We start from the raw sequence: 14067 nt of genomic DNA on the forward strand, positions 1-14067 counted from the left end.
TTGAGCTTTGTTCGAGCTAGTACACCATTATATTGGAGGAAATCGTATGCAAACTTTAACCAACAACCGCTTCATAGCCGGAAAAGGGATTAAGTTGATTGACGATTCAGGTGTTGAATACCTGGATGGCGTGTCGGGCACGTTCAATCTGTCACTGGGCTATAATCACCCACATGTAGTCAGCAAAATTCAGGAACAAGTCGGCAATCTGACGCATATGTCTTCCTCCTTCACCGAACCGTACGTAAATGAAGTGCTTGATCACTTAATCGAATATGCTCCAAACGACATTAATGCCGGATGGATGCGGGATATCACTGGTTCAACTGCAAACGAATGTGCAACCAAAATTGCACAGAAGTATACCGAATCAACAGACATCATCAGCCTGTATCTGTCCCATCATGGGCAGACTCAATTTGCCACCGGGATTTCTGGGAATGCCTTCAGGCGGAAACGGTTCCCCAATTCGGCTGTGGCTAACGCTGTCCATGTACCTGCCCCATACTGTTATCGTTGCCCATTCAAATCTTCCAATGGAGACTGCGGCTATCAATGCGTTGAAGCTATATCCGATGCGATAGAATATGCAAGTTCCGGCTCAGTCGCCTGCATGATTATCGAACCCATTCTTGGCAATGGCGGCAATATCATCCCTCCTGCCGGATATTTCAAACGTCTGCGTAAACTGTGTGATGAGTACAATATTATTCTCATTGCTGACGAAGTACAGACCGGCATTGGTCGTACTGGAACCATGTTTGCCAGTGAACTGTTTGATATCCAGCCTGATATGATTACCCTTGCAAAAGGTCTTGGCGGAATCGGCGTACCTGTTGCTGCTGTATTAATGCAATCCCGTTTAAATGTGCTCGAAAAGCACGAACACTCCTTCACCTCTGGAAGCAATCTGATCTCCGTAACCGCTGCCAAATCCACCCTGGAGGTGGTATCTGAACCCGGATTTCTGGATGCCGTGACACGCAAAGGTGAAATTCTGGGTGAATTGCTGCATGAATTGGCTACGAAATACCCAAGTATCGGGGAAGTTCGTGGCGTCGGGTTAATGTGGGGGTTGGAGATCGTAGGTGACGGTAATGAACCGGATACACTAAAAACCAATGCCATTGTTGACCGTGCTTTTACAGTTGAGCATCTGATCTTGAGAAGTTCAAGATATGGCTTCGGTAACGTTGTTAAAGTCCGGCCTTCCCTTACCACAACCGAAGACGAACTGGTTGAGATTGTGGAGCGGCTGGATTCAGTGCTTGCCAGCGTTCATTAGAGAGTAATTCATATTACACTCGAACACTACGCAAACAGAACAACCTTTCGATCGCTGTTATCCCCGGATTTTTTGATTCCCCTTTTCCCAAGGGAAAAATCCGTTGATAGCGTATGCTTCCGAAGCAGCTTTCTTTCAGAAAGCTTTGAGGCGAACGCTCCCGCTTCTCCAGAATCGATTTCGTCCCTTCACTACTTTGTATCTTGTCAGAAACAGTTTTAAGATGAATCGCTATATTTATATTTTTATATAATTATAAGGAGGTCATATCATGCTTGCATTGGTATACAAATCGGCTTGGGATGTGGCGCTTGAGGAACGGCCTGTCCCGGAAATTACAAGAGATAATCAGGTGTTGGTTCGTATTCGGGCAACCGGAGTATGTGGTACCGATCTCGGTATTGTCAGCGGCAAATATCATGCAGTTCCTTCTGTCATTCTCGGTCATGAGTCTGCCGGAGAAGTCATTGATGTTGGCTCTGCGGTAACGACATTACAACCGGGCGACCGTGTTGTGATCGACCCTACCTACTATTGCGGACAATGTGACATGTGCAGAACAGGCAGACAAAATCATTGCACACACAAGTCTGTTACCGAGACAGGTGTGAGTGCTGACGGAACATTTACAGATTATTATGTGACCGAGGATCGTTTTTTGTACAAATTGAAGGACCATGTGAGCTATGAAGAAGCAACTTTGACGGAACCGCTCAGCTGTATGCTGACGGGGATTAATCAGATCCATCTACTGCCGAATTTCAGAACAATCATCCTTGGCGCAGGCCCGATTGGCATTCTGTACAGCTATGCGCTCGCCTCCAAAGGTGTTACCGGCTGTCTGGTCGACATCTCCGAAGAACGCTTAGCCATTGCCGGTTCCATTGCACCCGATCGTTGGGAAGTTCATTCATCCTTCGAAAGTGCAATAGAATCGCTGTCACCCGCAACCCATCAGGTCGATATGATCGTGGATACAACAGGTGTTGTGGGCACACAAGTGCTTTCCCAGCTCGCCAGTGGCGGTTATCTGATGCTGGTTGGTCTGAGAGATGGAAACACATCCTTCAATCCCAAGGAAGTTGTGGACCGCAGTCTAAAAATTATTGGTTCCATCGATTCTCTGGGGACATTTGCTACCGCACATTATATGATTGAACAAGGGATTATTCCGGCAAAAAAAATCATCACCCACTCCTTCCCGTTGGAGGATTACGAAGAGGCATTCCGTACACTTGGCTGTGATATTCAGGGACGCACACTTCAAGCCTCTTCACATGCCATTAAAGTTGTGCTGCAATCCAGCGGTTCCAGTTTCTAAAGTGGAAGGTTAACCATGAATGGATTACATTAGAGATATATGTATACACAATCCTGGAGGAGGAATACAACATGGTAGCAAACCAAGAGTTTGGCGGACTGGAAGCGGCCGATGATGACAGCATTCAAGCAGTCATTTTTGACATGGATGGTGTACTGATTGACAGCGAACCGATTTATTTCGAGATTGAGCGCAGCTCTTTTACCCATTTTGGAGCAAGGGTGACTGATGAAGAACATCATACCTATGTTGGCGTTACGCTGGAATCCATGTGGCAGCAAGTATTGGACAAACATCAGCTGACAGCTACGCTGGAAGAAATATTTGCTTATCATCAGCATAATGTGATGCAAACGATGCTTGCCCATCCGAATCTCACAGCAATGCCTTCCGTGGAACGCTGGTTAAGCTGGCTGCATGAGCAACACGTACCCATAGCCGTTGCTTCTTCCTCTCCACGTGCACTGATTGATCTGATCATGGACAAAACCGGACTTGGACAATACTTTGAGGTGCGAATGACAGGTGAGGAAGTTACAAACGGCAAGCCAGCACCAGATATTTTCCTGACCACCGCTGAGATGATTGGTGCATCCCCTTCGAATTGTCTGGTGATCGAGGACTCGCGCAATGGTGTTCAGGCCGCCAAAAGTGCAGGCATGCGCTGCATCGGATATCGTAATCCGGGATCAGGCAATCAGGACTTGTCCAAAGCCGATCTTCAGATTTCCAGTTACGATGAGTTATGGACATTGAAGGACACACTGCCCTTTGAAGGCAGATTGCCAAGTTTGTCAAAGTTTCGCTGAGAAGATCGAAATAAAAGGATCGTAATTTCGGGAATGAGTATTTAGAAAAAAAACAACCCAAACGGCTTCAATTCATTCGAATTGGAGCTGTTTGGGTTTTGCTTGCTGCAATGGGTGTTACATGAGGACACATGCTGTAATTTCAACTAAACCGAAAGATCGAGACTTCCACCCAGATTGGGATGAGGAGCAGGCATTGACTTCAACATTTCCGCCATCTGCTGGCCTTGCTGCTGTGCCATGTCTTTTGTAATCGACATCACTTGCAAGCTTGCCGACTGCACTACTGAAGCTTGGCTCATCGCCATTGATAATGCTGCAATATCCATGTTCTGCACTCCTTTCACTTTCTGATTACATAGATGTACTTATTATATATCGGTCACAAGGGAGGAATTGTTAAAAGGTCGATCAAAATGTATACGGAAATCCATTCCAATCAATCATAACCACCCTCAGCTTCAGGCAGTTCCTTGCATCATTAATGGAGCATAAAAAGGGGATGCCATAAGTCATGAGCATGACTGAGGACATCCCTTATTAAAGTTATTTTATTCTAATGAACCTGGCACACGCTATTCGCTCTGATTTGCACAAGTCTGTGGTGTAACGAATCACAGAGACGTTATTTCGTCGATTGGGTCGTTTTTTAGGTTCTGACACCCCGATATGATGAAATAACGTTACTGAGATTCGTTAAAGTTTGCCGTTCACATCGATCTACCTCTTAAGACGCGTCAGATTCGTTAGCGCTTTGAGTGAGGAGGAAACTCACTTTTGGAGAGGCCCATTATTTTTCCATTAATAAATGTTCGACGTACTCAACGCAAGTTCGTTTATTTTAACTTCCGGGTTACTTACCACCTGTTGAATCATGGAAATAAAGTGTTTTTGAATCTGTTCAACGGTAGATAGGTCATACACATTGGCATTATACATCAATATGATCTTCATGTTCTCATGGGGCTTGACGATCAAAGTAAAATCAAAACTATTGTGTTCTGTACCCCCAACATTCATAATTTCAAGCGGTATTTCGCCTTTTTGGCCCAAACTCTCCATTCGATGCTCTACCGGGAAGTTCTGATATACAACAACATGGTTAATCAGAGATTGTTTTTGCTTGGTCAGATTTTGAATATCATATAACGAATACGTGTCATATGCATGTGACTCCACAGCTTGTGCCTGATTCCTTTTCATTAAAGATATAAATGACTCATCGGCCTGAGCCTGGATACGAACAGGAATCGCATTAATAAATAATCCAATCATACTTTCGATCCCAGGAATAACAGGCGGTCTGCCCGATACAACACTTCCGAATACAACATCATTGCTTTCATTGTATTGCTGCAACAATACACCCCAAGCAGTCTGAACTAACGTATGGAGCGTTACATGCTGCTGTTCCGCAATCTGTTTCATTTGCTCGATTAGTACATCATCCAAATAACAGTTTAGCGTTCTGGAATCCTGTCTTTCATGTTTCGGTTTGATTTTTTCTCCAGGCAATTTCGTTTGCCCTTCATAACCTTCCAGGTAATGACTCCAATAGGTTATTGCACCTTGATGATCTTGCTGTTCCAGCCATTCAATGAATTGACTATACGGTGTTAATAGAGTCACTTGAGGCTTTCTATTTTCCCGAATCGCAAAATAATTTTCAAATATCTCTTTGCTTACAAGAGACATACACCAGCCGTCCATCAAAATATGGTGAAAACTCCATATAACGCGGTATTCCTCAGGCTTTGTTCGTAAAACAGACATGCGTATTAGCGAATCTCGTTGTAGGTCAAATCCTCTTGCCTTGTCCTGCTCAATATACTCGTCAACATACGTTTTACCTTGCAGCTCACTTTTGCCAGCTACATCTTCATAGATAAATTCAAATTCCTTCTCTTGATACACAATTTGAAGAGGGATGTCCACGAAATCACTGTAAAAATTAGTTCTTAATATCGCATGCCTTTGCATTAATTGATCCAAACTTTGCGCAAAAGAGGCAACATCGAAATCACCACGCATATCAAACATGATTTGTACAAAGTAAGCGCCCGAAATTGGATTCCGTTCACTTTCGTACAACATTTCCTTCTGTAATGGTGTAAGTGGGTACACATTTTCGATTCGACCGATGTGCCCAGTTTGTTCCACGATTTGATCCAATTGATCAATGGTTAATGACTTGCATGAAATATCACTTGGCGTAAGCTCGGTTTGTTCCTTCGTTACACAATGTTCAACGACTCTATTAAGACCTTCCTTATAGAGACAAGCCAATTGCTCCATCGTTTCCCGGCGATATTGTTTTTGACTATAGTTAATGGACAGCGACAACCGACCCTCTGTAACAATGCCATTCATATTAAGTACAAAAGGTCTCTTGTTGTTTTCACTTATGGATGGTCCGCTGGAATAATGCGAGAATTTAATGCCATCTTGGCCCGAATCCTGATTCACCTGTCCCATATAGTTGAAACTAATTTCGGGATTTTTCTCTAACTTGAATCCTTCATTTCCATGTGACAAATACCTTGAAATCCCGTAACCAATGCCTTTAGTTGGGATCTGACGCAGTCTTTCCTTGACGGTCTTAATCCTCCTTGATAAGTCAGCCCCGGACTCCATCGTAATCATAACGGGGTACATGCTCGTAAACCATCCCACTGTACGCGTAATGTCCAGCTCTGGCAGGATGTCTTCTCTACCGTGCCCTTCCAGATTTACAAGAATTTCTCCCATGCCTGTCCAATCATGAACTGCCATTCCCAATGCCGTTAGCAATATATCATTAATTTCCGTATGGTACGCATGATGTGTCTGTTTTAATAATTGCTCCGTTTCCGCTGCTGTCCAATGAATGGTGATCGTTTCACTATCTTTGCCAATCGTCTCATCACAATCCATATCTTTAGGCAGCGGGCTTAGCTGGGCCTGCTCCACACGACTCCAGTATGGATTCTCTTGCTTCATCGCCGCACTGTCTGCAAACGTAGACAATTGTTCTGCCCATTGTTTAAACGAGGTCGTTTTTTGAGGAAGCTGGATTTCTTGGCCTCTCAAGAACTGATCATGTCCTGTCTGAATATCTTCATATAAAATACGCCATGAAACCCCGTCTACCAACAAATGATGGATGGCAATAAGCAGGTGATCCCCTTCAGCACATTGGAACAACCCAAGTTTGATCAAAGGCCCGTGAGACAGATCCATACCACTCTGAATTTCTTTTGCTTTATTTTCAATGAACGATGCAGGATCTGCTTCTGTTTTGAGGTCAACGATTTCAAGGCTGTATAATCCATCTTCGTCTGCCCCTCGATTCCACGCTTCATATCCACCTTCAGGCGCTTGACGATAAAGGATGCGGAGAGCATCATGCTGTTTAACGATCTTATCCATGATGCTGTGAATAAAGCGGACATCAAACCCTTTTTCACGAAAGAACATCATTTCCTGATTGTAATGATGTGCGTCCACCATATTTTGATCAAAGAACCAGCGCTGAACAGGTGTCAGCATCACTTGTCCCCTAACTTCCCCTTGGTCAGAAATAGTACTCACAGATGTAACGTGTTCACTCAACTCTGCTACTGTTGGATAGGTGAAGAAATGCTTCATTTCCACTTTATACCCTGCTTGAAGCAGTCGTGAGGAAACTTGAATACATTTAATCGAATCGCCCCCGAGTTCAAAGAAATGATCTAATGTGCTAATCTTTTGAACACCAAGCACAGCTTCCCAGGCAGAGACGATCGCTTGTTCTACAGCGTTCTGCGGCGCCATATACTCGGTCCCTTTTTGCATATGTTCTTGTGGAGATGGCAATGCCTTTCGGTCAACCTTTCCATTGGAAGTTAACGGTATATGCTCTAATTGAACAAAATAAGACGGGATCATATAATCCGGAATTTCATGAGATAATGCCATTCTGATTTTCTTCGCTGTCAGTGAGCTGTGGCCTTTCCAATACGCACACAACTGCTTCGAACCATCCTCATGCTCACGGGCAATAACGACTGCTTCCTGAATGGAGTCTATTTGCAAAAGTGCAGTTTCCACTTCGCCAAGCTCAATTCGGTAACCGCGAATTTTCACTTGATGATCGATTCGTCCCAGATATTCAATATTTCCATCCGGCAACCATCTTGCGGCATCTCCTGTGCGATACATTTTCCCTTCTGTAATCCAGGGGTGATCAACAAATTTCTCTGCGGTTAAATCAGGCCGGTTCAGATAACCTCTGGCAAGGCCCTCACCTGCTACAACTAATTCTCCCTGAACACCGATCGGTTGAATGCGTTGATGTTTATCCAGAATATAGGTCTGCAACGTCGGGATTGGTTTTCCAATATTGCTCTTTCCAGCATGTATTTCAATGTCGGTTATTTCCTTATAAGTTACATGAACCGTTGTTTCGGTTATCCCATACATATTAATTAACTGGATAAATGGATATTTCAGCTTCCATCCCTTCAATAACACGGGATTGAGGGCTTCTCCTCCAAAAATCACTTTTCTTAATTTCAGATCTGCTGCATGACCTGCCAGTTCTTCCTGAAGAAGATGATAGAAATACGTTGGCGTTTGATTCAATATCGTCACTTGCTCGTCTTTTAACAATTGTAGAAATTGTTCCGGACTTTTTGCCGTCATTTGAGGTACGATAACCAGTTTTCCGCCATAGAGCAATGCCCCATACATTTCCCATACCGAAAAATCAAAACAAAAAGAATGGAATAATGTCCATGTATCTGATGCATTAAAATCAAACAAATTTTTACTATTGAACAACAATCGCACCACATTTTTATGTTCAATACATGTCCCTTTTGGTTTACCTGTTGTTCCTGAGGTATAAATTACATATGCCAGGCCTGTTGGTGCAGCAGTCACTCCCAAGTTGGAATGATCTTCATGATAGGACTCAGATAGATCCAGGCAAACGACCTTTCCTGCAAAAGAGATGCGTTCTTGCAAATGACTTTGCAGCAATAATACATGTACACCCGAATCCTCAAGCATGTAGTTTACACGATCCTCTGGATATTCGGGATCAATCGGCACGTATGCACCACCCGCTTTCAAAATCGCAAGGATTCCTACAACCATGTCTAGCGAACGATCAGCGATGATCCCGACTAACTGATCATTTTGAATGCCTTTAGCCTTCAGCGTTCTTGCCAATTGGTTGGCTTTCTCGTTCAGCCCTTGATAGTTCAAATGTTGATCCTCAAATACAACCGCAACGTGTGCAGGAGTCCTTGCCGCCTGTTCCTCAAACAGTCCATGAATTGTCTTGTCCATTGGATATTCAGCCATAGAATCATTAAACTGTTCCAAAATTTGTGTTTTCTCCTGTGTTGTCGTCAAGTCAATGTCATGGATCGGAATATTCGGATTGTTGACCACTTGCTTCAACATCTGAATCAAATGACCTTGAATGCGTTCTACGCTTGCCCGATCATAGACGTTAGCATTGTAATAGAACATGCATTTCATGGATTGGCCTGGTTTAATAATCAGGTTAAAGTCATAATTCGTTTGTTCATCTGCTTCTACATTCGTAATCCGAAGAGCTGTCTCCTCCTGATCCCCAAACTGTTCCATAATGCCCTGTACAGGATAATTCTCGAATATCAGGATATGATCAATCAAATTTTGCTTTTGCGATGTTTCCGCTTGAATCTCGTATAACGGATACGTGTCATGTGGATGCGAAGCCACAGCTTGTTCCTGATTCCGTTTCATAACCGCTGCAAATGTCTCGTTACCTTTAGTCTGAACGCGTACAGGAATGGTATTGATGAATAAACCAATGATTCGCTCAACTCCGACAATCGCCGCAGGTCTGCCCGACACCACGCTTCCGAATACAACATCCTCACTGCCGTTATATATCTGTAGCAACATTCCCCAGGCTGTCTGCATGAACGTATTCAGCGTCACCTGATTCTGACTGGCGACTTGTGCGATTTGTCCGGTTAATTCCCGACTAAGTGTACAAATCATATGCTCTGAATGATATTCATCACTCTTCGTAATTGCATGTTCTTTTGGCAAAGTCGTCTGCTCATCATAACCTTGCAAATAGTCACTCCAGTATTTCAGGGATTCTTCATGATCTTGGTTGTCCAGCCATTCAATATAGTGTTTGTATGGAATCGTACTCTTTGCCTCCAGTTTTCGTTGTTCCTGAATAGCAAAGTATCCATCAAACAACTCCTGGATTACAAGAGACAGGCACCAGCCATCCATCAAAATATGATGATAATTCCAAATGAAACGATAGGTTTGGTCATCCGTTCGCAAGATCGAAATACGCATTAACACATCCTGAGACAGGTCGAAACCTTTCATTTTATCTGCTCTTGTATATTCTGCCACGTATGCTTCACGATCTTTTTCGTTCATCTCACGCAAATCTTCGTATATTAGCCCATTCCGTTTATGACGGTATACCACTTGCAGAGGTCCATTCTTCCATTTGCTATGAAAATTTGTTCTGAGAATCGAATTTCGCTGCATCAACTGATCCAGACTCTTCGTAAAAGCTTCCACGTCTAACGGACCATGAAGATCCAGCGTGGTTTGAAGGAAATACGCTTCCGATTTTGAATGAAGCAAATGATGAAAGAACATCCCATTTTGCATCGGTGACAAAGCATATATATCTTCGATTTCACCAATGTGTTCCGATTCTTGAACAAATCCTTCTAATTCTTCAATCGTAATTCCTTTTAACGTTAGATCACTTGGTGTACATTCCGGCTTCTCTTTTGTCACACAATGCATCACTATTTCTTGCAGATGATCTCGAAAATATGTTACCACTCGCTCCATCGTTTCTTTTTGATATTGGGTACGACTATACCGAAGTGACAACGTCAATTTGCCTTCCACAATTAAGGCATTCATATCGATAAGAACATTTCTTCTGTGATTGTCGCTTGCTGTTGCTCCGCCTGGATAGGGAGAGATCTGCATCCCACTATTCTGAAGATCCTGATCAAATTGTCCCAAATAGTTAAAACTAATTTCAGGATTCGAGGTAAAGGGCGTTTCTTGCTGATGTGCACTTAAATATCGTAAAATACCATAACCAATCCCTTTTTTAGGGATTTGACGAATCATTTCTTTGTTTGTTTTGATGAAAAGAGACATATTTGAACTTGTTTCCATATCAAGTACAACCGGATACTGGCTTGTAAACCATCCGATCGTTCGTGTAATATCGAGATCCGGTAAAATTTGTTCTCTTCCATGTCCCTCCAGATTGACCAGCACTTTATCCATGCCTGTCCATTGGTGAATAGACATGCCTAGTGCATTGAGCAGCAAATCGCTAATCTCCGTTTTATAAGCACGATTCGCTTGTTTTAATAATTGCTCCGTTTCTGCCGCTGACCATTCCATCGTGATTTCTTCGCTGTCTTTTTCCAGTGCATGATCCGCTTTAAAATCTGTAGGTAACGGCTTATAGGTTGCTTTTTCAATCTCATTCCAATATGCAATCTCTTGCGTTATCGCATCACTGTTCGCATACAACTGGAGCTGTTCTGCCCATAATTGAAAGGAAGACGTTTTTTGCGGTAGTTGAATGGGTTCGCCATCACTTAATTGTTCATAACCCCTCGATAGGTCTTCGATCAAAATTCGCCATGAAACTCCGTCGATGACTAGATGATGAATAACGATTAGTAAATGATCTCCGTCTGCACATTGAAATACGCCCAGCTTCATCAAGGGTCCACGTTCCACGTTAAACGTGCTTTGCATTTCATTTGCCTTCTTCTCGATTTCTTGAGACGGATCTGCTAATGACTTAAAGTCCATCACTTCAAGTGTATATAAGGATTCCTTTTCCTGCCCTTCATTCCACGCTTCATACCCCCGCTCCGTATGGCGATATACCATACGAAGTGCATCATGATGCTCACTCAGTTTATCGAATACATGGCGAAGTGTGGCTTCATGAAAACCTTCTTTCCGATACAACATCACGGACTGATTATAATGATGGGCGTCCACCTTGTATTGCTCAAAAAACCAATGTTGAATTGGAGTCAGCATCACTTTTCCAGTGATGATTCCCTGTTCTGACAGGGTACTTATGGGTTGAACATAGGGAATCAATCTTGCTATGGTTGGATTTTTAAACAGATGATCCATCTGCACCTGGTAACCTGTTTGATATAACCTCGAAGAAACTTGAATGGATTTAATCGAATCTCCTCCAAGCTCGAAGAAATTATCCAAAATCCCAATGTTCTCTACCCCAAGTACCTCTTCCCAGATCGATACAAGTTGTTGTTCCACCATCGTTCGGGGTGCTTCGTACTCCATGCCCTTCAACATATGTTCTTTGGGAGCAGGCAAAGCTTTGCGATCGATTTTCCCGTTAGACGTGAGCGGCATCTGATCCAGCTGTACAAAATAGGACGGAATCATGTAGTTTGGCAGCTGCTGGGACAGCGCCCCCCGCAGTTCCCCAATCGTGATTGCATCCTCTCCTACCAGGTACGCACATAATTGTTTCGTTCCCGTTTCATCTTCTCTGGCTATGACGATGGCCTCTTTTATCTGGGTACTATTTAGAAGAGCCGTCTCCACTTCACCCAGTTCAATCCGGTGTCCACGAATTTTCTCTTGATGATCTCCCCTTCCTATATACTCTATGTTCCCATCGGGCAGCCATCTTGCGAAGTCACCTGTCTTGTACATTTTCGCTCCCGAAACAAATGGATCATCCACGAATTTCTCCGCCGTCAGATCTGGACGGTTCAAGTAACCTCTGGATAGCCCTGCTCCGGCTACACATAATTCTCCCTGAACTCCAATAGGCTGCAATTCATTCCGTTCTCCTAAAATGTAGACTCTATTGTTCGCAATAGGCTTCCCGATTGAGATATTTTGATCTGCCGACTTGATCGACAGAACTGTGGATACAACACTATTTTCGGTTGGACCGTATTCATTACACACTTCAATCAGTGGATTGATGCGCTGTAATTTGTGTATTAAGGCAGGAACAATCTTCTCTCCCGCAGCCACCACATTTTTCATGGATGCCCAATCTTCCGCGCTTACTTGTTCCAACAGTGTCATCAAGAAACTGGGTGGACTTTGAATGTGCGTGATCTCCTGTTTTTTGATCATCGTATTGATGGCTACAGCATCTTTACACTGTTGCTGGTTTAACAAGTACACTGTCGAGCCAGATATCATCGGACCAAAGAAATGAGTAATAAATGAATCAAAAACGAAAGGATTCAGCATTAATACCCGATCATCTCCGGTAAAATGATAAAAATCCGATTTCCATTGCAGGGAATTCACAATGCTGGCATGTTCAATCATTACGCCTTTGGGATGACCTGTTGTTCCAGACGTGTAGATCATGTATGCCAAATCACTGGAGATCGCTCCATCTTCCAAACTTAAATGATGATCATGGTGATTTATTTCAGAATCCAGAATAACAAATGTCCCTGCATAATGTTCAGGTTTCTGTATATGACTTTGATGCAGCAACCAAGCCACTTTTGAATCCTCAAGGATATAATGAATACGATCTGGCGGATATTCCGGATCGATTGGGACATATGCCCCGCCAGCTTTTAGAATACCGAATAAACCTATGATCATCTCAAGTGAGCGCTCTGCCATAATGCCAACGAACTGACCCGCCTGCACCCCCTTAGCTTGAAGCAATCGGGCCAATTGGTTGGATTTTTGATTTAACTCTCTGTACGTTAACTGTCTATTCTCAAATACGACTGCCGGATGGTCCGGTGTTCGTTCCACCTGTTCTTCAAATAATTGATGCATCGTCTTGTTCTGTGGATACCCCACCCTTGTATCGTTAAAGTCATATAACAGCTTGTTTCGATGAAACTCTGATAACATATCAACTTGACTTAACTCCAGATCAGGTTGGTACAGCACAACGGATAACAATTGGTCAAGATGTTCTACAACTTGAACCATATACTCTCGATCATAACGATCATCATCATAAACTAATCTTAACTGAATGGAGTCGTTCTCCAGATCAAAGTGGAACATTGTCGCCGCTTTTACGTTATTTTCATCAAGGGCAGGATGAATTTCATTCAACGAAACCAAGGTATGAATCAGAGGTACATGGTTCGAATCATACTGAACATTTAAACGTTCAACCATTTTTCTGAAAGGGATTCGTTGATGCTGAATAGCTTCGGTTAAACTGGACTTCACTTGATTAAATAAGGATTTGAATGTCATCGCATGATTGATATTATTTTTTAAGACAAGAACCTTATTCGAGAGCGATAGATCATTGTTCTTTTCTTCCATCGTTGGTATGCCAATAATCATCTTGGTTTCATTCGTGTATTTATATAACAGACACTGAACTCCCGTTAATAAGATCGTATATATCGCCATAGGAGCATTTCGCGACATGGACTTGATTTTATGTGAAACATCGGCTGACAAAGACTTATATATAGCATTCTGGTGCTGCGTATCGTCTGGGTGTTTGGAGGTTGTCTTGCAATAAGGCAAATGAACAAGATGATCATCATCTTCAAATCGGCTTGCCCAATACGATTCCTGTTTCTTAAAAATAGACATACGGCACCCCGATCACATTTATATTTTTA

Annotated in this window: 5 protein-coding genes; 3 read left to right on the plus strand and 2 right to left on the minus strand. The window is 43.0% G+C overall.

Annotation, left to right across the window (positions count from 1 at the left end):
- The first annotated feature begins 46 nt into the window (after positions 1 to 46).
- The 3 genes from QNO02_RS17965 to QNO02_RS17975 all read left to right on the plus strand — a co-directional run bounded on the left by QNO02_RS17965 (position 47) and on the right by QNO02_RS17975 (position 3415).
- On the plus strand, positions 47 to 1285 hold the full coding sequence (locus QNO02_RS17965; protein WP_133385226.1) for an aspartate aminotransferase family protein: 1239 nt from the start codon (positions 47 to 49) through the stop codon (positions 1283 to 1285).
- 271 nt (positions 1286 to 1556) lie between these two features.
- Entirely contained in the window at positions 1557 to 2606 is a 1050-nt protein-coding gene (locus QNO02_RS17970; protein WP_289389545.1) for a zinc-dependent alcohol dehydrogenase, read from the plus strand.
- A 71-nt stretch (positions 2607 to 2677) separates the two neighbouring features.
- Positions 2678 to 3415: an HAD family hydrolase gene (locus QNO02_RS17975; protein WP_249912370.1), complete on the plus strand. Its 738-nt coding sequence runs from the start codon at positions 2678 to 2680 to the stop codon at positions 3413 to 3415.
- 146 nt (positions 3416 to 3561) lie between these two features.
- Here the strand turns inward: QNO02_RS17975 and QNO02_RS17980 are convergent, their stop codons facing one another.
- Positions 3562 to 3744: a YjfB family protein gene (locus tag QNO02_RS17980; protein WP_017687885.1), complete on the minus strand. Its 183-nt coding sequence runs from the start codon at positions 3742 to 3744 to the stop codon at positions 3562 to 3564.
- 472 nt (positions 3745 to 4216) lie between these two features.
- Positions 4217 to 14038: a non-ribosomal peptide synthetase gene (locus tag QNO02_RS17985; protein ID WP_289389546.1), complete on the minus strand. Its 9822-nt coding sequence runs from the start codon at positions 14036 to 14038 to the stop codon at positions 4217 to 4219.
- Positions 14039 to 14067 lie beyond the last annotated feature (29 nt).

It is taken from the genome of Paenibacillus sp. PK1-4R, from assembly GCF_030369595.1.
Lineage (GTDB): Bacteria > Bacillota > Bacilli > Paenibacillales > Paenibacillaceae > Paenibacillus.

Coding starts and splice junctions, on each gene's coding strand:
- QNO02_RS17965 (WP_133385226.1), top strand. CDS start 47: ATGCAAACTTTAACCAACAACCGCTTCATAGCCGGAAAAGGGATTAAG.
- QNO02_RS17970 (WP_289389545.1), top strand. CDS start 1,557: ATGCTTGCATTGGTATACAAATCGGCTTGGGATGTGGCGCTTGAGGAA.
- QNO02_RS17975 (WP_249912370.1), top strand. CDS start 2,678: ATGGTAGCAAACCAAGAGTTTGGCGGACTGGAAGCGGCCGATGATGAC.
- QNO02_RS17980 (WP_017687885.1), bottom strand. CDS start 3,744: ATGGATATTGCAGCATTATCAATGGCGATGAGCCAAGCTTCAGTAGTG.
- QNO02_RS17985 (WP_289389546.1), bottom strand. CDS start 14,038: ATGTCTATTTTTAAGAAACAGGAATCGTATTGGGCAAGCCGATTTGAA.